Genomic DNA, 18,358 nt, shown 5'->3' with positions numbered 1-18,358 from the left:
GAAGGGGTCGATCTCCCGCAACCCGCGTGCTATCGTTTGCATTGTCGGTTTCAAATGCAAGAACAGTTGCGCGAACAGATGCAAGCACTGGCCCTCCGCCGCAAGCGCCGGGCCTCCATGAGCAGGAGACAGCAATGACCGATATGACAGCCATGGGTTCCGAACAGCCGTCTGGCCTGGCGTGGCGCAAGAGCACGTTCAGCAACCCCAGCGGAAATTGTGTCGAATTGGCCGATATGCCCAACGGACTGGTCGCGATGCGCAATTCGCGTGATCCGGAGGGGGCGGTCCTCGTGTACACCCGTCCGGAGATCGACGCATTCCTGCGCGGCGCGAAGGGTGGGGAGTTCGACGATCTGGCCGTGTGAGCGGTAGCATTGGCTTTCGGCGCGGTGTGGTACGCGACGAGGCGGTTGCGACCTGCACTGCCGGTGATCGTCGAGCATCGGAGTTGACCTCATGATCGCAGAGCCCGTCCGGATCGGCCGTGTGGAATCGCTTGTCGCCGATCGCGGTCCGACCGCGCTTCGGATCGCGGTCGGTGGTCAGCTCCGCAAACTCCGGGAAGAAGCCAAAATCACGCGTGAGGCCGCGGGTGAGTACATCCGCGGCTCGCACGCGAAGATCAGTCGGCTCGAGTTGGGTCGGACCGGCTTCAAGGAACGCGACATTCGGGATCTTCTGACGCTCTACGGCGTCCACGATCCCGAACAGCGCGAGATGTTCCTGGATCTCGTTCGCAAGGCGAACCAGCCCGGGTGGTGGCATCGCTACAGTGATCTGCTGCCACCCTGGTTCGAGACCTATCTCGGTCTCGAACACGCCGCCAAGGCGATTCGCAGCTTCGAGGGGCAATTGGTCCCGGGGCTGTTGCAGACCGACGACTACGCCCGCGCCGTGGTGGCCCTCGGCCATGAGAACTCCGAGACGGCGCGGCGGGTCGAACTGCGCAGAAAGCGCCAGGAAATCCTGGACCGGCGCGGCGGTCCGACGTTGTGGGCGGTCATCGACGAGGCCGTACTGCACCGGCCGATCGGGGGCCGCGAGGTGTTGCGCGCGCAGATTCGGCATCTGTTGGACATGGCGAGCAGGCCGAATGTCACCATTCAGGTGCTGCCCTATGCGGCGGGCGGACATGCGGCGGCGGGCAGTTCCTTCACCATGCTTCGATTTGCCGAGCCGGAATTGCCCGATATCGTGTATATCGAGCAGTTGACCAGTGCGCTGTATCTGGATCGCCAGCAGGATCTGGAACTGTACCGCCAGGTCATGGACCGGCTCAGCGTGCAGGCCGAGGCGCCGGATCGCTCGCGGAAGGTTATGGAAAAGGTCGCGGACTCGCTGTAATTCGCCCCACTCCGCAATACGTCGCCCGATGAGCCACGCAGACGACTCGAGCGGCCGTCGGCTTGTGGCCGACGGCCGCTCGAACCGTGGGTGACCGCTGGTACTGCCGGGTTTACTGCCGGATACAGCTGGAAGCGATGCGCCAGAAGGCATCCGGTTGCATCGAATGAAAATCCCAATCGTTCACCATCGCGTGTGCGGTGGTGACGATTCGGTCTATATCGAAATCGTCGCGTGTGGCCGCGCCGGTGGACTCGACCGCGTCGATCACGAAACGTGTTGCGGTTTCCCGCGAATAAATGTGCTGCTCGGTCCGGTTTCTGTCCATAATTCCGAGCCGGCCGAGGTCCATTGGCTGGTTCATGCGAACGCCCCTGACGCCAGGCCGAGAGCTAACCGATGGCGAAATATGGCCCCGGGTCAACCCTGCGGCTCCCTGGTAGTCCCCTGTACTGCCTTGACAGGATGAGTCTAGGTCGGTGCAAGGAGCAGATGCAAGTACATCTGCAACTTCTAATATGCAGTCGCAGTGTGGATTTGGGCTGCTGAGCGGTTGCTATTCGATTTTCGTGGTACTCCTGCGGACCACTCCCGGGATCGGCGTCGTGGTTGTCTGGGTGCGCGGGGAGTTTCGAATCTTGTTCCAGATATTTGCGGACCGTTACGCGCTGTTCGTCTTCGTGGTATCTGGGGTGTGGCCGACACGGCGTGTCGGCACATTCGCGGCATCTTCCGCCCCGGTGGGCGGATATTCCGCTGCGGGCCGTGACCAGCATCGATCCGGTTCCGGCGCAACACGATCGGAAGTACCGGCCTGCCGGTTCGCCGAGATCGCGACGAGTGCCGAGCCGCGGCGATCCACCGGACGCATATCTGTCCGCCCTGTCCGCCGCTGGGAACCGGCCACCATCCGCTTCGCGAGACCCGCTGGCTCGCCCCGCCCGGGCCGTGGTGGCGCACCCGTCCGGCCAGCGCCACCCTGACCATCGGGATCCGCCGCAACAACCGCTCGATTCGAGCCCGCGGGCGGTGCGGTGTTCCTGGGTGGAGCGAGCGCGGCGGCCCCGGGAGGACATCCGGACGGTCACGCGCCGAGGCATGGCCTAGGCGACCGCCACGCGCCCACGAGCGGCCGGGGTAGGTCCGGGTAGCGTTCGGCCGGGCCGACGGCGCTCAGTGGCCGCCAGGGTCGCGTAATCGGTCCTCGGTGCGGGACTTGACCCGGCGGTGCTCGGCGACAACCAGAACGACGCCACCGACCAGGCAGACGACCGCCACGATCGCCCCGACCAGGGTCCAGCCGGGGAAGCCGTACCCCGCCGCCGCGAGCGTGGCGGCCAGGGCGACCACACCGATCGCGAGTAGCGACAGGCCCGGCCAGTTGCGGGCGTCGGCGACCGATTCGCCCGCCCGGGAGCGGAAGGTGCGCCCGGCATCCGGGCGGTAGTCGCCCGAGCGCTCCGGGAAGGAGGCGGGGGTCATCGGGGCCATCCGCTGGGTCTCGGCGGGTGGGTGGGGTTCGTACCCGGCGCGCGGCGCGGTGGCGCCGGGATCGGTGCCGCGAAAACCGGCCGGTTCGTTGGGGGTGGCCATCAGCGGCCCTCCTTCGGATCTGGACGTGCGCGGAGTTCGGCAGCGCGGCGTATCAGCCGCGAAACCGCCTGGACGACCGCGTCGTCGGTGATGCCGTCCAAGCATGGGTGCCCCGGGATCGGGCAGGTGCGGGCGCGGGTGCCCGCGCAGGCGGCGTGCTGGTCGCCGAGCAGGATCATCGGCACGCCGTAGGGCGCCCAGCGGCACGCGGGCACGACCGGTGCGAACAGCGAGACCACCGGGGTGCCGACCGCCGCGGCCAGATGGGCCGGGCCGGTGTTGGGCGCGACGACGACCGACGCGTCGCGCAGCACCGCGGCCAGGGTGGCGGTATCGGTGCGCCCGCCCAGGTCGAGCGCGTGCGAATCCGCCACGGCGGCGGTCAGTTCGCGTTCGTCGGGCCCGCCGGTCACCACCACCCGGTGCCCGGCCGCGGCCAGCGCCGCGACCAGGGCGCGGCTGCGCCGCGGCGACATGCACCGGGCCGGGACGGCCGCGCCGGGATGGACGACCAGATACCCGGTGCCGCCGGTGAGTTCATCGACCTCGGGCAGCAGGTCCGCACGCACCGCCAGCCGGCGCCCAACCGGTGGATATCCGGCGGCGGACGAAAGTGACAGCGCCCGTTCGGTTTCCGGGATGTCGTCGTCGACCCCGTGCCGCACGTCCAGCAGCGAACCCGGATAGTCCACACTGATCGCGCTGATCCGCGCCACCCCGGCCAGTCGCAGCAGCAACGCCAGCGGCAGCGGCGACTGATGGAACGAGGTGAACACGATCGCCTCGTCGGGCAGCTTGTCGCGCAGCGACTCCAGCAACCCGCGCACGCTGTCCTGGATCGAGCGCGGCGGCACGAAATCCACCCAGGCGGCATGGAATTCGACGACCCGGTCCACGCCCGGCAGCAACTCCGCGGCGGCGCGCCCGCGCGGTCCGGCCAGGAACGTCACGGTGTCCGCGCGGGCCGCAACGGCGCGCACGGCGGGTCCGGTCAGCAACACGTCGCCCGCACTGTCGAGCCGGGCCACCAGGACATGCCCGCGACCGGACGGCGCGGGCGCGGTGGGGGACGGGCGGTCGGTCATACCGTGGCCCGGCGGGCGGTGGCGGCCTGTTCGGTGAGCAGGCGGTCCCAGCGGCGGACGAAGGGGGCGATGCCGAAATTGGCCTGGGCCCAGTGCCGGGCGGATTTGCCGGTGAGTTCGGCGAACACCGGTTCGGCGATGAACTGGCGGACGGCCTCGGCGAGGATATCGGGATCGGTGGAGACCACCCCGGCCTCGGCGGGCACCGAGGCCGAGGCCTCGGTGGTGCCGACCGCCACGACGGGCATGCCCAGGTACATGGCCTCGATGACCGACATGCCCAGCGAGGTCCAGCGCGGGGTGTGCAGGAAGACGCGGTGGCGGCCGAGTTCGCGGTGCAGGGTGGCCTGGGTGAGATCGCCGCAGCCGCTGATGCGGTCGGGGGTGCGGTTCAGTACGGTGTGCAAAGTGTCGGTGCCGATGCCGTAGACGTCGATCGGGGCGGCGTCGGACAGGTCCGCCAGCAGATCGGTGCCGGTGACGCGCCAGCGGCGGACCGGTTCGTTGATCGTCGTTGCCGCGCGCGGCATCTCGCCGGTGTAGAGGTAGCCCGGATCGATGACGCCGTGCGGAATCACCCGGGTCGGGCAGCGGCCGTTGTCCCACATCAGGCGATTGAAGTTGGTGACGTGCACCAGCGGGATATCGGTGTGGTCGGCCAGCGGATGCCGGGTGGTGGCCGCATGCTCGCGCGGGGTGTTGTGCTCGACGTACAGCGCGGGCAGCTCGCTGCCCGGGACGCGGCCCAGCCATTCGCGGACCAGCTCGAGTTCGCGCGGGCGCTGCAGCAGCACCACATCGATCTCGGCGTCGCGCAGCGCGGCGGGCGCGACCTCCACCACGCGATCCGGCCACGGCCGACCGCAGCGGCCGCGCGCCCACTCGCCGAGCGCCGGATCGGTCGGCAGCAGATAGTTGTGCCTGCCCTGCACGAACGAGGTGGTCCAGGAGCCGTGCACATGCCACAGCAGGACATTGAGCGTGCGGGACTGCGGATCGGTTGGGGGAACGCTCATGTTGCGCGAGTGCCCGGTGCGCCTGGGGTGAAACTCACCCGTGACCGGCGTGCTCCATGGGCTCGCTCTCTGCTCCCGGCCCGCGACCGCTCCCTTCTCCCAAGCCGCGACCGCCTCCTTCTCCCGGCGCGCCGTCCGTCTCTCCTTCTCCCGGCACGCCGTCCGTCTCTCCTTCTCCCGGCACGCTTTTCGCCGGGACGGCCAATTCGTACACCGCGAACGCCGCCCGGATGACCGGTTGGGCGACATTGCGCACCCGGATGCCGCCGGGTGTGGTGCCCCGCTCGGTGCCCGCGTGCGCGTGCCCGTGCACCGCCAATTGCACACCGCAGCAGTCGATCGCCTCGCCCAGCAGATAGGAGCCCAGGAACGGATAGATCTCGCGCGGCTCGCCGTGCAGGGTGTCGCTGACGGGGGAGTAATGGGTGAGCGCCACCCGCACGTCGACATCCAGCCCGGCCAGCGACGTGCGCAGGCCATCGGCGAGATCCACGGTGTGCGAGGCGAATTCGCGCATGATGCGCTCACCGAACGCGCTCGCGCACTTGCCCGCGAAGCCACCGCCGAACCCCTTGGTGCCCGCCACCCCGAGGGTGTGCCCGCCCGCGGTGACGGTGGTCGCCTCGCCCTCGAGCACCGTGATGCCGTGGTCGCTCAGCAGTGCGGCGATCTCGTCCTGGGCATCGCTGTGATGATCGTGATTGCCCAGCACCGCGATCACCGGCACGCCCAGCTCCGCGAATTCGGTTGCCACCACGCGTGCCTCGTCCACCGTGCCGTGCCGGGTGAGATCGCCGGCCAGCAGCAGCACGTCGGCGCAGTCGGGCAGCTCCGCCAGCGCGGGCCGCAGGGTCCCCGCCGAATCCTGGCCCAGATGCACATCACCCACCGCGGCGACCCGCACGCACGGGCCCGCGCCGTCAGCCGAGGTGTTCATGATCGGTGGGTGCGGTCGCATTGGAGACGCGAACATCGTTGTGCACCCGCAGTTTCGGGGCGTGTTCGCGCACGACGTCCTCGAGCTGCCGGCGGCGCTGCTCGGTGCTCACCTCGCCGTCGAGCACCACCACATCACCCCGAATCGTCACGTGCACACCGAGTTCCGCGGTGCGCGGATCCTCGGCGAAGGCGCGGCGCAGATTCGCCACCAGATACTGCGGCAGCACGTCGCCGCCCGGATCGTCCATCACGGTGCCTCCCTTGTCGGTGATGCCCAGATCGTCGAGCAGGCTCAGAAAGGCGCGGGCGTACGGGGACATGCAGGTCTCCTCGCGCACCCGGGGCCAGTCCACCTGTTCACGCAGCCCGCGCGCGATATGCAGCAGTTTGGTGAAGTCCAGCCGGTGCGGGTCGAGCACCATGAGCTTGTCCACCATCAGATCGGTGCAGCTGACCACGGGCGCCGCGGTCGGCCCGATCCGCATCCACGTGGCGCGCGCGAGCATTTCGTCGCTGACGGTGCGGTAGTTGGGCCGAAAGATGATGTCCACCAGCGTGTCACCGTCGTAGGCCTTGGTGAGCCAGTCCTCGGCCGGATCCACCAGCCGCAGCCCCGCCGCCGACAGCGCCTGTCGCGCCCGGTCGACGTCGACGGGTTTGACGAAGACGTCCACATCGTGTTCCGAGGCGGGTCCGCCGCGTGCGAAGACCGCCCAGCCGCCCGCCACCGCGAAGGGGACCTCCGCGTCCAACAGGGTGTTCACCACGCGCGTGAGAGTTTGCAACAGCTGGTCGATCGGCGTGGGCATGGCTTGGATCTACCCCGGTGCGCGGCGGTTAATCGCCTGCGGCGGGCGCCAGTGCCGTCGTGGCCGGGCCCTCCAGCACGGTGCCGTCGGGGGCGAATCGGGAGCCGTGCAGCGGGCAGTCCCAGGAACTTTCGGCATCGTTCCACGCGACGATGCCGCCCAGATGCGGGCATACGGCCGACAGCCGCCGGGTCTGCCCGTCCACGGTGCTGACCGCGCACGGCCGCAGGCCGCGGCGCTCCAACCGGCCCGAGCCCTCCGCGGGCGCGGTATCGGCCTGCGCGCCGGTGACGCGGCGGGCGATCGGGGCCGCCAGCGCCGACAGCCAGCCCTTCGAAAACCGCAGTGCCACTTCGCCGTTGTCACGCACCGCGGTCGGCAACGCGGCCAGCTCCCGCGGATTCCAGGTGTCGAAGACCGACTGCCAGGGCGAGGGTTTGCCGACGATGCGCCCGACCAGGGTGTGCGCCGCGGCGACCGCGTTGGCCAGCCCCCATTTGGCATAGCCGGTGGCGACCAGGATGCGATCGTGGCCCGGCAGAATCGGCCCGGCATAGGGCAGCTCGCCGCTGGGCCGGTAGTCCTGGGCCGACCAGCGGTACACCGGTTCGGCGTCGGGGAACCAGCGCTGGGTCCACGCGACCACGTCGTCGGCGTGCGCGTGGGCGTCGTTCGTGCGGCCCACCCCGTGCCCGCTGCCGCCCACCAGCAGCAGATCGCCGTGCTCGGAGGGGCAGTAGCGCAGCGAGCGCACCGGGGAGTCGGCGCTGAGATACATCCCGCGCGGGGGTCGCTGGACCGCGAACGCGGCCGCGTAGGAGCGCTGCGGGTTGAGCCGGGCGAAGAAGCCGCCCCGGTCGAGAATCGGTGTGCCCGTTGCCAGGACGACCGTGCGCGCGGCGACCTCGCCGTGTTCGGTGCGCAGCACGTGGTCGTCACCGTCGCGGCTGTGCATGCTCTGCACCCGGGTGCCCTCGAAGATCGGGACCCCGCGCGCGTCCAGGTCGGCGGCCAGCGCATCGATCACATCGATGGCGTCGAGCTGCACCTGATTCTCCAGCCGGACCGCGCCGTACTGCGGGAACGGCACGTCCAGATCGGTGACGAATTCGGTCTCGAGCCCGGCCTTGCGGGTGGCCGCCAGTTCGGCGCGCACCGCGCTCAGACCGGATTCGGTCTGGGCGTAGGTGTAGGCGGCCTCGCGCTGGACGGGAATCTCGTGTTCGGCGCAATAGGCGACCAACCAGTGCTGGCCCGCGCGGTTGGCGTCGGTGTATTCGCGCAGCACCCGCTCGGAGTGACGGTGGGCGATCGCGGAGGCCCGGGTGCCCTGCAGCAGGCTCACCTTGCCGGTCGTATTGCCGGTGGTGACCGAGCCCAGCCGACGGGCCTCGACCACGGCCGCCGCCACGCCCTGCTCGGCCAGCAACAGGGCGGTGACCAGGCCGGTGAGGCCGCCGCCGACGACCACGACATCGAAGCGCCGACCGGGGGTGAGCGGCGGGTGGGCCGGGGGACGGTGGGTGTTCAGCCAGATCGAAGTCATGTGCCCGGGTTGCCCGGCTTGCCCGGACGGAAACGCGCCGCCGATTGACCGCGCCGTCGCGGGGTACGCACATAGCACAGGAGCAGCCGAGACGAAAGGTGTCTGCGATGCCCAAGACCGACAAGCGGGGTGCTCCGAAGCAGTCGGAGCTGCCCAGCACCCTGCGCAAGTCCGAGAAGCACGCGCAGCGGATCTTCGCCGAGGCGCACGATGCGGCGCTGGCGGAGTACGGCAGCGAGCAGCGCGCGCACCGGGTGGCCTATGCCGCGCTCAAGCACAGCTACGAGAAGGTCGGCGACCACTGGGAGGCCAAGCGCAAGCGCGGGCCCTCCGATGAACGCGCCGAGCACGGCGGCCCGAACGCCCGGGGTGCGACCGCCGAGGGCGTGGACGCCAACGCGTCCAAACAGCATCTGCTCGACATCGCCAAGCGCCTCGAGATCTCCGGCCGCTGGAAGATGACCAAGGCTCAGTTGGTGGACGCGATCAAGAAATACAACCGCCGGGCCCGCTCCCGCGGTCGGCGCCGGCCGACACCGGGCAAGTGAGCGAGACCGCCGATCCGCCGACCGGTGATCGGATCTGGAACTGGGAGACCCGCCACGAAACCGAAACCCAGCGGCTGGACCGGAATTGGGCCTCGCTGATCCAGGAGACCCGGGTGGTGCAGACCGGGGTGCAACTGCTGACCGGGTTCCTGCTGACGCTGCCGTTCCAGGCGCGCTTCGCCGCGGTGGTCACCTCGTGGATGCGGTGGGTGTATCTGGGCACGGTCGCTGCCTCGATCGGGGCGACGGTGTTCCTGGTGGGCCCGGTGTCGGCGCACCGCATCCTGTTTCGCCGCCATCAGCTCGCGCGGGTGGTGGCGACGGCGCACGTGTACGCCATGGTGGGAATGGCGCTGCTCGGCGCGGCCCTGACAGGGGTGGCGGTGCTGATCTTCGACGTGGTCGCCGGGACGGGAGCGGCCGTGGCGGCCGGAATCGTCTGCGCGATGGTGTTCGTGCTGGTGTGGGTGGTGCATCCGTGGCTGCAGCGGCGCGGGACGCGGGTGTCGGTGGAGTGAGTCGACGGTGGCCTGGATCACGTTGCTGGGCAGCGCGTTTCCTCGACCTACGCGCGGGTAGCTCCAGAACGTCCGTGATACCGACATTCTGGAGGTGAATGTCTTGTCCGAGCACGACAAGGGCGGCGTCCGCGAGGGTTTCGAAGGCGCGGTCGAGGATGTGAAGGGTAAGGCCAAGGAGGCCGCCGGGACCGTCTTCGGCAACGAGAACCTGAAAGACGAAGGCCGAGCCCAGCAGGACAAGGCCGACTCGCAGCAGGAGGCCGCCAAGAGGGAAGCCCAGGCCGAGAAGGAACGCGCCGAGGCCGCGGCCCAGGAGAAGCGTCAGCAGGCTTACGAGCGCGGCAACAGCTGATCCGACAACTCGAAAGGAGCGGCTGCCCGGCACCTTCAGCCGGGCAGCCGCTCTTTCGCTGCCAGCGCATCGATCGCCTCGATGGCGGCGAGCACCCGATCCGGCGTGATCAGCAGCAGGCCCGGATCCACGGTGTCGGCCAGGGGGTCGCCGATCCGCCCGGCCCACAGCGCGCGATGGCGGGGGCGATCCGGCGGCGGACCCCATCGGGACGGGGGAGTGGGACCGAATACGAGGACCGACGGCGTGCCCAAAGCCGTTGCCAGATGGCCGACTCCGGTGTCGCCGCACACCACCAGGGCCGCCCCGGCGACCGCGGCGGCCAGCTCGCGCAGCGAGTATCGGCCCGCGGTGATCGACCACGGCGGCAATCCGGCGTACTCGGCGACGTGCCGGGCCAGGTCGAGTTCGGTTGCGCTGCCGGTGATCAGCACGCGGTGGCCGTCGCGGCGCAGCCGGGCCGCGACGGTGGCAAAGCGTTCGGCGGGCCAGCGGCAGGCGCCCGTGCTCGCGCCGGGATGCACTATCACGTGGTCGCCGTATTGGGTCTCCGCGGGGTGAGGGATATCGAGATCGCTTGCGGTGGTGGGTATTCCGACCCACTCCAGCAGCCGGCACCAGCGGGCCACCTCGTGCGCGCCGGTGGGCCAGTCCGGTCCGGGCAGTTCGGGATGGGCGGGATGGCGATGGGTGAGCAGGTGCCGCGGACGCGGGGCGAGCAGGTCGGCAATGCTCTCGGGACCGCGGCCGTGCAGATTCACCGCCAGGTCGGGCGGGGGCCGGTCCCAGCGCAGGGCGCCCAGGCCGGGGGTGGGGTGCAGTTCGTCCGCCGCCCCGGACAATTCGACGATCGGGCGCAGCCATTCCGGCGCGGCCAGCACCAGCCGGTGCCCGGGACGGGCGGCCCGCAGCGCACGCAGGGCCGGGACCGCGGTGAGCAGATCGCCCAGTCCCAGCGCGCGCAGCGCCAGGGTCACGGCCACGAGGTCTCGGTGGACGGGCACACCACCAGCTCCCGAATCTCGCAGCCCGCGGGTTGGGTGAGGGCGAATACGACCGTGGCCGCGACGTCCTCGGGCCGGTTCAGCCGCGCGTCGGGCGCGGGCCGGTATTGCGCGGGGCGGTCGTCGAAGAAGGCGGTGTGCATGCCGCCGGGGACGAGCAGGGTCACCCCGATCTCGCCCGCGGTCTCGGCGGCCAGCGCCCGGGTGAATCCGACCACGCCGAATTTCGAGGCGCAGTAGGCGGTCGCGTCGGGCAGTGCCCGCAGCCCGAGCGTGGAGGCGACGGTCACCACGCGGCCGCGGGTGCGGCGCAGCGCCGGAAGCGCGGCGCGCACGACGGCGGCGGTGCCGAACAGATTGACCCGCACGACCCGTTCCCACTCCGCGGCCGGGACGTCCTCGAAGCGGCCGCAGCGATCGGTGCCGGCGGCGGTGAAGACGCCGTGCAGTTCGCCGCCCACCCGCTCGGTGAGCGCGTGCACGGCCCGCGTGGCCTCGTCGGGATCGGCGATATCGGCCTGCTCCCAAGGGAATTCACCCGGATCCTGCCGGTCGATGACCAGTGGTGTGCCGCCGGCCTTCTCGACCGCCCGGGCGACGGCCGCGCCCAGGCCGGACGCGCCGCCGGTGATCACGATATTGCCCACGGTGGTGCCGTCGGTCATGACAGATCTGCCTTTCTCATGTATCGGTCGAATTCAGGAGCCGCCCCCGGGCGTACGCTGGAAGCCGCTCCGGCGCAGACGAATTCGGCGGCGGTGTCGACCGCATTGCGCACGGCACAGGCCAGCCCGTGCCCGGCGTGCAGTGCGGCGGTGGCGGCGGCGCTGAACCGGTCGCCCGCGCCGCAGGTATCGACGCCGGACGCGGGGCGCAGCCATTCGGGAATCGGAATCGGCAGGCATTCGGGTGCGCCGCGCCGATGGAACAGCGCGCCCTGGGCGCCGAGGGTGATGGCGATGGCCCGGGTGTCCCAGCGATCGCAGAGCTCGCGTGCGGCATATTCGAAAGGCACGCCGTCACTGGTGAATTCGCGCGCCTCGGATTGATTCGGGGTCACCAGCGCCGTCCCCGGAACGGGCGGCGCGCCGCGCGGATGCGGGTCCCACACGACCGGAATCCGCCCGGCGAGTTCGGTGAGCAGCGCGCGCACCTCGGGATGCGCGCTGGCGCCGCGCCCGTAATCGGCGACCAGCACGGCCCCCGCGCCGCGCAGCACCGAGCGTACGAGGCCGGGGAGGGGCTCGTCACTCAGACGACCGTCGCCGAAGTCCAGCCGGGTGATGGCGACCGGGCTACTCGGATCGCCGCCCACGTACCGGCCGGTGGCTCGAATTCGCTGCTTGCACACCGTATTTCCGTGCAGCGGGAGTTCCGCCAGCCGGACCTGACCGGCCAGCAGCTCGCGCAGCCGCCGCGCGGCGGAATCGGTGCCGAGGCCGCCGACGAGGACGACGTCGTCGACATCGCGGGCGGCCAGCAGGGCGGCCAGACCCGCGCCGCCGGGGCGGTAGTCCTGGGAGTGCACCTCCACCACGGGGACCGGGGCGTCGGGGCTGCGCCGGTCGGCGCGGCCACGAACATCGATGTCGAGCAGGACGTCACCCAGGACGACCAGTGCGGCCGTCATCGCAGCCCCAGGGCGGATTCCAGTGCGGCGCAGAGGGAATGGATCAGCAGGAGGTGGACTTCCTGGACGGTGGCGACCCGGTCGGCGTCCACGGCGATGGCGTCGTGGCACAGCGCCGCCAGCGGATTGGGGGCGGGGCCGGTGAGAGCCCAGGTGAGCGCGCCCGTCTCGTGGGCGGCCTTGGCGGCGGCGACCACATTGGGACTGGATCCGCTGGTGGACAACACGATCAGGACGTCGCCGGGGCGGGCGTGGGCGCGCACCTGCCGGGCGAACATGTCCTCGATGCCGTAGTCGTTGACGACGGCGGTGAGCGTGGAGGTGTCGGCGTGCAGCGGGAAGGCGGGCAACGGATCGCGCTCGCCCTCGAACCGGCCGGTCAACTCGGCGGTGAGGTGCTGCGCCTCCGCGGCGCTGCCGCCGTTGCCGCAGGCGAGGACGCGCCCGCCGCGGTGGTAGACCTCGGCCAGCTGGTCGCCCCAGCGCCACAGCCGCGCGATGGCCGGTCGATTGTGGCGCAATGCCCGCTCGAGCGCGGTGAATCTGTCGTCGAGGATGTCGCAGTGCCGCGTACTCACCGTGAATCCCCCTTTCTCCCAACCTCTTCGGGATCGATGTCGGCCAGTGCGAGGGCCACCGCGGTGGCCAGGTCGGGCGCCACCCGGGCGGTGGCGCGGGCGTGGGCGACCTCCTCGGGACGAGTTTTGGGCGTCGGGACCAGTACGGCGCGCGCCCCGGCGGCCTGTGCCGCGCGCACGTCCGCGCCGATGTCACCGATCATGACGCAGCGCTCTGGACGCACCCCGAGCCCGCGTGCGGCGGCGGTGATCAGCCCGGGCCGGGGCTTGCGACAGGCGCAGCCGTCGGCGGGGCCGTGCGGGCAGATCTGCCAGGTGTCGAAAGGGCCGAGCAGCTCCTCCACCCGGGCGTTGACCGCCGCCAGCCGCTCGGGTGAGACGATGCCGCGTGCCACCCCCGACTGATTGCTCACCACGCCGATCGGCACCCCGGCCGCACGCACTCCGGCCAGTAGCCGCGCCGCACCCGGAACCGGTTGCACCAGAGCGGGATCGGCCAGATAGGGTACGTCCACGATCAGGGTGTCGTCGCGATCGAACAACAGTGCCGCGGGCATGCCGGGCTCCTCAGCGCGCCGAGGCGATCTGCCCGGCCAGTAGCGGCGCGGCCCGCCGGTACACGGCCAGGGTCTGGGTGGCGACGCGGTCCCAGGTGTAGCGGGTGCGTGCCCGCGCGAATCCGGCGGTGCCCCAGGTCTCGCGCAGCGTCGCATCGGCCAGCAGCGGCCGCACGGCCTCGGCGATGGCGTGCGGATCCAGCGAGGACACGAGCCTGCCGGTCACCCCGTCGACAACCGTGTCGATCATGCCGCCGACCGCCGTCGCCACCACGGGTCTGCGGCAGGCCATGGCCTCCAGCGGCACCATGCCGAACGGCTCGTACCAGGGTGTGCACAGCACCGCATCGGCCGATCGGAACAGTTCGGGCATGGCGCTGCGCGGCACCTGTCCGAGCAGTCGAACCCGTTGGGACACACGAGCTTCGGCGGCGATGCCGCGCAGCCGGTCGGCCTCCTCGCGCTCGGCCGCGGTGCCACCGGCGATCACCAGCTCGGTGTCGGGCAGTTCGGCCAGTGCGCGCACCGCGATCTCGAATCCCTTGCGCGGCACCATGCGACCGACCGACAGCAGCCGATGCGGATAGCGGCCGGGCGGCGCGGCGGGTCCGTCCGGGGCGAACGCCTCGGTGTCGACACCGCAGGGCACCACCGAGATCCGATGTCGCGGTACGCCCATGCGGGTCAGCTCGAACACCTCGTCGGTACAGGTCGCCACGACGCGCGAGGCGCGGGTGGCGATCAGGCGCTCGAAGCGGATGCGCGCGGGCGGGCTGGTGTCGGCCGCGCCCTGGTGCCGTCGCTTGACCGTGCCCAGCGCGTGAAAGGTCTGTGTCACAGGCACTTCCAGATCGCGTGCGGCCAATTCGGCGGCCAGGCCCGACATCCAGAAGTGGGCGTGGGCGACGTCGGGCCGCACGACCGACCAGCGTTCCCGCAGGAAGGCGCCGAATTCGCCCATGTGCGGCAACAGTTTGTCCTTGGGCAGCGGCCGCGGCGGTCCGGCGGGTACGTGCACGACCCGGTACCCGTCGGGGGTGACGACCTGATGCGGCGCGTCGGCGTCGTCGCGGCGGGTGTAGACCGTGATCTCGTGGCCGCGCCGGGCCAGCGCCGCGGAAAGCGCTGCCACGTGCACATTCTGGCCGCCCGCGTCGACACCGCCGAGGGCGGCCAGCGGGCTGGCGTGTTCGGAGATCATGGCAACCTTCATGTGCACGGCATGCCCGTGCTTCTCCTATCGAAACGCCGCGCGCTACAAGTGCCCGAGCTAGCAAGATCGGTCGCTACGGCGGCTCGACCAGGTAGGACGGCCGCAGCGCCGCCCGAATTCGACTCGTCACAGCGCCAGTCGGTACTGCTGCCACTGTCGCGCGGCGTCGCGCAGGCTACGGGTCCAGACATTGGGGTTGCGATCGGCGGTGGCGGCCCATTCGCCCGCCAGCGCGGTGGCGAAGACGCCCAGTTCGTGCGCGGTCGCGGTGTGCCAGGCCGGGACTCGCGCCGCCCAGGCCTCGGCCTCGGCGGGCTGCTGTCCGGCGAAGACGAGCCAGACGATCCAGCAACCCGGATCGATCCAGGCCGCGCCGCGGGTCGCCCACGGCCAGTCCACCAGGCGGGCCAGTCCGTCCTCGGCGATGAGGACGTTGCTGTAGTTCCAATCGGTGTGCAGCAGCGCGTCGCCGGTCAGCAGTGCCCGGTCGGCGGGGTCGGAGAGATAGTTGCCCCAACGCTTTTCGGCGTCCTTCAATTCCAGCTGCGGTGGACAGCGCAACCGGCCCAGCGCGGTCATGGCCGCGGCGGTGGCGACCAGATCGGAGTCGATGCGGTAGTCGGCGAAATGACCGGCGATATAGTCGAATCCGAGCAGGTCCCAGCCATCGGTGGTGATCTGCCAGCGCACCCGCGGGCCGATCGGGGTGACGTAGGGACCCAAAGCGGCCTCGCGCTGCTGGGTCCAGACCTCCGGGTCGTCGGTGCGCATGCCCTTGACAAAAGTGCGGCCGTCGGCGGTATCGACGACGGCCGCTAATTGGCTCGAGAATCCGGCGATGACGGACTCCGCGCGCAGAATCGGGCCGGTCATCGTTTCCACCGCCGCCCGCGTGCCCTGCGGTAGTTGTTCCCAGCTGCGCCGCCGCGACGACGTCTGCGCCCGATCGACTGTCACCTCCGACATGTACCCCTTATCGAGAAGCGGAGCAACCGCGTCACAATCCCGACGGGTAGGTTTCCGGAGTGGTATCGGAACGTTGTGCGCGCGGTCCGAGCGGACGCAGCGCGGTCGTCTGCGGGATGTGGATCATCGCGTCGAACTGCTGTCCGGGCCGGACATAGTAGTAGTGGCTGTGCCGCTCGGTATCGGGCCGGTAGATCACGCCGATCGCGCGGCCCAGGCGCGGCGCGTCGAGGGCGGCGACCGCGGCGGGCTGGGTGCTGGCGCAGTGCAGCAGGATCGGTCCGTTCCCGACATCGGTGAGCAGATCGTCGACGCTGCCCGGTAGGGCGGGGCGGACGTCGAAACGCCGTGCGGGCCCGCCCCATTCGTCGGCCGCGATGACCGTGCCGCCATGGGTCGACATGCCGATCAGCCGGGACTCCCGGTGGTGGTAGAGGCCGCGCACCAGGTGGCCGAGGGTGATCTGACCGTCGTCGGCCAGTTCGGTGGCGGCGCTGTCGCCGACGTGGGAGTTGTGCGCCCACACCACGATTCGTGCCGGGTGGCCGCGCCGGCGGGTCAGATGCTCGTCGAGTGCGCGCAGGGTGTCGGCCATATGGGTGTCGCGCAGGTTCCACGACAGCGTGCGCCCGCCGAACATGGCGCGGTAGTACTCCTCGGCGTCGCGCACCGTGGCGGCGTTGCGTTCGGCGTAGAAATGCGCCTCGTCGGCGTCGAGGCCCGGCTCGTCGGCCGCCACTTGCCGGAAATCGGTGTCACGCAACTCCATCAGCTGCTCGATTACCTGCCGCTCGCAGGAGTCCCCGGCCCCGAATGCCGCGGCGTAGCCATAGGATTGGCCCTGGTCGGGGAACTGATCGAAGCAGCCGTAGCGCCGCCGGGCGCGGGCGGCCGCGGCCGGATCGACCCGGTCCAGGTAGGCGATCACCTCGGCGACCGACCGCTGCATGCTGTACAGGTCCAGGCCGTAGAAACCGGCGGCGTCGCCCGGGTGCGCGCGGTTGTGTGCGCGCAGCCAGCCGACGAAGTCGCGCACGACGGTGTTGCGCCACATCCAATTCGGGAAGCGCTCGAAATCGCCGAGCGCGTCCTCGGCCCGGGCATCGCGCCCGCGCCCGCGCACGAACCGGTCGACGCGCTGCGCGTCGGGCCAGTCGGCCTCGGCGGCCACGGCGCGGAAATCGTGTTCTGCCACCAGATACTGCGTGATCGCCGCGCGGGCCGCGTAGAACTCGTGGGTGCCGTGGGTGCTCTCGCCGATCAGCACGATGCGGGCCTCGCCCACGAGTTCGTCGATGGCCTCGGGGGTCGGAATACCGCCCGGCGCGGGCCGGGTGAGTCTGCGCAGCGCGGCGAGATCCGGATCGGGGCCGGGCCGGTGGCCGGTGGTCGGCGCGTCCAGCAGCTGACCGACCTCGTGGTCGGTGACCTGGGTGAAATCCCAATAGGAGTCGCCGACGGCGCGATATGGGGTCGGTGTGGTCGCGCACACCATCTCCTCGACCAGCTGTCCCAGCTCCGCACACGTCGACTCCGGGGCCGTCGGCACCGCGGCCACGATGCGGGCGGGCGCGAGCTCGCGCAGCGCCGCGATCGCGGCCCGCATGCTCGCGCCGGTGGCCAGCCCGTCGTCGACCAGGATCGCGGTTCGCCCGCGCACGCCCAGGCTTGCCCGGCCGCCGCGGTAGGCGGCCTCGCGCCGGGCCAGTTCGCGACCCTCGCGGGCGATGATGCGGTCCAGCTGTTCGGGGGCGACGCGCAGGGCGCGCACGATGTCGTCGTCGATCACGATGCGATCGCCCGGCGCGAGCGCGCCCACCGCGAATTCCGGATTGTCCGGCGCCCCGAGTTTGCGTACGACGAACACGTCCAGCGATGCGTTCAGGGCCGCGGCCACCTGCCAGGCGACCGGGACGCCACCGCGGGCCAGCCCGAGCACCACCACATCGGCGCGGTCGCGATAATGCGAAAGATGTTGGGCGAGCACGGCTCCGGCCTCGCGGCGGTCGCGGAACAGATGCGGGCGGGCCGTCGCGGGCGAGGTCATCGTCACTCACCTCATCTGTATCACCAGCAGCACCGCCACCACCAGAAACGCCGCCACCAGCACCAGCACCGTGCCCATCACGAGCACACCGCTCGGCGGCAAATGATGGCGGGTGCGCGGTTCCGGCGCCGACAGGCCGGAGGTCTGCGGTGTATCCGGCGGCGTCGATCCCGGCCGGACGCCGCCGCCGGGCTCGAGGTCGGGGGTGCGGGCGGGATCGGGATCCATCGTCACGGCACTACCGCCCGTCGTTGCCCGGGACCAGGGGGTCCCCGCCTTGACGCTGCCCCCGCCGCTTGCGCCGCAGCACGACGACCGCGACGGCGACGGGGATCACCAGGAGTACGAGTAGGAGTTCCATACCGGGCGCATACCCGCCCCGGCCCCGGTTTACCGCCCGATGTCGCGGGAACGTATCGGAAGAACCCGCCGATCGATCCGCGGGGGCGAACAACCGAGCGCGACAAGGACTTCGAGTACGGCGGCGAACTGCGAACAACCGCTCGGGCCGGGGCGGACGCGGGCCGTGAGCGGGCGGTTTCGGGTGGAAGCGATGACACCTGCTTCCGTCCGTGACAGAATGGATGCCAGGTTGAGACTACAGCCG

General features: G+C 70.7%; 21 protein-coding genes and 1 pseudogene. 5 read left to right on the top strand and 17 right to left on the bottom strand.

Features of this window, described 5'->3' with window-relative positions; all coding sequences use genetic code 11:
• The first annotated feature begins 134 nt into the window (after positions 1 to 134).
• Positions 135 to 368 carry a DUF397 domain-containing protein gene (locus NDR87_RS02550; protein ID WP_251908984.1) on the top strand — a complete coding sequence of 78 codons (234 nt, stop codon included), beginning with the start codon at positions 135 to 137 and terminating at the stop codon, positions 366 to 368.
• Between the two features lie 91 nt (positions 369 to 459).
• Positions 460 to 1,347: a helix-turn-helix transcriptional regulator gene (locus NDR87_RS02545; RefSeq protein ID WP_251908985.1), complete on the top strand. Its 888-nt coding sequence runs from the start codon at positions 460 to 462 to the stop codon at positions 1,345 to 1,347.
• Positions 1,348 to 1,459: 112 nt separating this feature from the next.
• On the opposite strand, the gene NDR87_RS02540 is transcribed toward NDR87_RS02545, so the two are convergent.
• The 7 genes and pseudogenes from NDR87_RS02540 to NDR87_RS02510 all read right to left on the bottom strand — a co-directional run bounded on the left by NDR87_RS02540 (position 1,460) and on the right by NDR87_RS02510 (position 8,335).
• Positions 1,460 to 1,711 carry a hypothetical protein gene (locus NDR87_RS02540; protein WP_251908986.1) on the bottom strand — a complete coding sequence of 84 codons (252 nt, stop codon included), beginning with the start codon at positions 1,709 to 1,711 and terminating at the stop codon, positions 1,460 to 1,462.
• An 809-nt stretch (positions 1,712 to 2,520) separates the two neighbouring features.
• Positions 2,521 to 2,940 (bottom strand): hypothetical protein, encoded by a 420-nt coding sequence (locus NDR87_RS02535; RefSeq protein WP_308212033.1) that lies wholly within the window; start codon positions 2,938 to 2,940, stop codon positions 2,521 to 2,523.
• Positions 2,940 to 4,025, bottom strand: a complete 1,086-nt coding sequence (locus NDR87_RS02530; RefSeq protein WP_251908987.1) for a glycosyltransferase family 9 protein — start codon at positions 4,023 to 4,025, stop codon at positions 2,940 to 2,942. The genes NDR87_RS02535 and NDR87_RS02530 overlap by 1 nt, the downstream gene beginning before the upstream one ends.
• Positions 4,022 to 5,041, bottom strand: a complete 1,020-nt coding sequence (locus tag NDR87_RS02525) for a glycosyltransferase (RefSeq protein WP_251908988.1) — start codon at positions 5,039 to 5,041, stop codon at positions 4,022 to 4,024. The genes NDR87_RS02530 and NDR87_RS02525 overlap by 4 nt, the downstream gene beginning before the upstream one ends.
• 190 nt (positions 5,042 to 5,231) lie before the next feature.
• Positions 5,232 to 5,978, bottom strand: a pseudogene (locus NDR87_RS02520) (metallophosphoesterase); the annotation flags it as partial.
• Positions 5,962 to 6,789, bottom strand: coding sequence for a BON domain-containing protein (locus NDR87_RS02515; protein ID WP_251908989.1), 828 nt, complete (start codon positions 6,787 to 6,789; stop codon positions 5,962 to 5,964). The pseudogene NDR87_RS02520 and the gene NDR87_RS02515, both read right to left, overlap by 17 nt.
• Before the next feature lie 28 nt (positions 6,790 to 6,817).
• Positions 6,818 to 8,335 (bottom strand): FAD-dependent oxidoreductase, encoded by a 1,518-nt coding sequence (locus NDR87_RS02510; protein WP_251908990.1) that lies wholly within the window; start codon positions 8,333 to 8,335, stop codon positions 6,818 to 6,820.
• A gap of 107 nt (positions 8,336 to 8,442) precedes the next feature.
• On the opposite strand from NDR87_RS02510, the gene NDR87_RS02505 reads away from it, so the two are divergent.
• The 3 genes from NDR87_RS02505 (at position 8,443) to NDR87_RS02495 (ending at position 9,756) form a co-directional block, all read left to right on the top strand.
• On the top strand, positions 8,443 to 8,883 hold the full coding sequence (locus tag NDR87_RS02505) for a ChaB family protein (protein WP_251908991.1): 441 nt from the start codon (positions 8,443 to 8,445) through the stop codon (positions 8,881 to 8,883).
• Positions 8,880 to 9,401: a DUF6328 family protein gene (locus tag NDR87_RS02500; protein WP_251908992.1), complete on the top strand. Its 522-nt coding sequence runs from the start codon at positions 8,880 to 8,882 to the stop codon at positions 9,399 to 9,401. The genes NDR87_RS02505 and NDR87_RS02500 overlap by 4 nt, the downstream gene beginning before the upstream one ends.
• A gap of 103 nt (positions 9,402 to 9,504) precedes the next feature.
• Complete coding sequence (locus NDR87_RS02495) at positions 9,505 to 9,756, top strand: CsbD family protein (protein ID WP_251909466.1); 252 nt, start codon at positions 9,505 to 9,507, stop codon at positions 9,754 to 9,756.
• 35 nt (positions 9,757 to 9,791) lie between these two features.
• Here NDR87_RS02495 and NDR87_RS02490 read toward each other — a convergent pair whose 3' ends face one another.
• The 10 genes from NDR87_RS02490 to NDR87_RS37115 all read right to left on the bottom strand — a co-directional run bounded on the left by NDR87_RS02490 (position 9,792) and on the right by NDR87_RS37115 (position 18,112).
• Positions 9,792 to 10,760, bottom strand: coding sequence for a glycosyltransferase family 9 protein (locus NDR87_RS02490; protein WP_251941061.1), 969 nt, complete (start codon positions 10,758 to 10,760; stop codon positions 9,792 to 9,794).
• On the bottom strand, positions 10,730 to 11,425 hold the full coding sequence (locus NDR87_RS02485; RefSeq protein ID WP_251908994.1) for an SDR family oxidoreductase: 696 nt from the start codon (positions 11,423 to 11,425) through the stop codon (positions 10,730 to 10,732). Before NDR87_RS02485 ends, NDR87_RS02490 begins: the two co-directional genes overlap by 31 nt.
• Positions 11,422 to 12,390: a PfkB family carbohydrate kinase gene (locus NDR87_RS02480; protein WP_251908995.1), complete on the bottom strand. Its 969-nt coding sequence runs from the start codon at positions 12,388 to 12,390 to the stop codon at positions 11,422 to 11,424. The genes NDR87_RS02485 and NDR87_RS02480 overlap by 4 nt, the downstream gene beginning before the upstream one ends.
• On the bottom strand, positions 12,387 to 12,968 hold the full coding sequence (locus tag NDR87_RS02475; RefSeq protein ID WP_372494064.1) for an SIS domain-containing protein: 582 nt from the start codon (positions 12,966 to 12,968) through the stop codon (positions 12,387 to 12,389). The genes NDR87_RS02480 and NDR87_RS02475 overlap by 4 nt, the downstream gene beginning before the upstream one ends.
• Entirely contained in the window at positions 12,965 to 13,525 is a 561-nt protein-coding gene (locus NDR87_RS02470; protein ID WP_251908996.1) for an HAD-IIIA family hydrolase, read from the bottom strand. Before NDR87_RS02470 ends, NDR87_RS02475 begins: the two co-directional genes overlap by 4 nt.
• Positions 13,526 to 13,535: 10 nt before the next feature.
• Complete coding sequence (locus tag NDR87_RS02465; RefSeq protein WP_251909468.1) at positions 13,536 to 14,738, bottom strand: glycosyltransferase; 1,203 nt, start codon at positions 14,736 to 14,738, stop codon at positions 13,536 to 13,538.
• A 126-nt stretch (positions 14,739 to 14,864) separates the two neighbouring features.
• On the bottom strand, positions 14,865 to 15,704 hold the full coding sequence (locus NDR87_RS02460; RefSeq protein ID WP_251908997.1) for a hypothetical protein: 840 nt from the start codon (positions 15,702 to 15,704) through the stop codon (positions 14,865 to 14,867).
• 31 nt (positions 15,705 to 15,735) lie between these two features.
• Entirely contained in the window at positions 15,736 to 17,751 is a 2,016-nt protein-coding gene (locus tag NDR87_RS02455; RefSeq protein WP_251908998.1) for an erythromycin esterase family protein, read from the bottom strand.
• Between the two features lie 6 nt (positions 17,752 to 17,757).
• Positions 17,758 to 17,979 (bottom strand): DUF6480 family protein, encoded by a 222-nt coding sequence (locus NDR87_RS02450; RefSeq protein WP_251909470.1) that lies wholly within the window; start codon positions 17,977 to 17,979, stop codon positions 17,758 to 17,760.
• A gap of 10 nt (positions 17,980 to 17,989) precedes the next feature.
• Positions 17,990 to 18,112 carry a hypothetical protein gene (locus NDR87_RS37115; protein WP_286012942.1) on the bottom strand — a complete coding sequence of 41 codons (123 nt, stop codon included), beginning with the start codon at positions 18,110 to 18,112 and terminating at the stop codon, positions 17,990 to 17,992.
• Positions 18,113 to 18,358 lie beyond the last annotated feature (246 nt).

Origin of the sequence: Nocardia sp. CDC159 (genome assembly GCF_023740735.1) — a bacterium.
Taxonomy (GTDB): Bacteria; Actinomycetota; Actinomycetes; order Mycobacteriales; family Mycobacteriaceae; genus Nocardia; species Nocardia pulmonis.
This window is presented reverse-complemented; position numbering and strand designations above follow the sequence as displayed.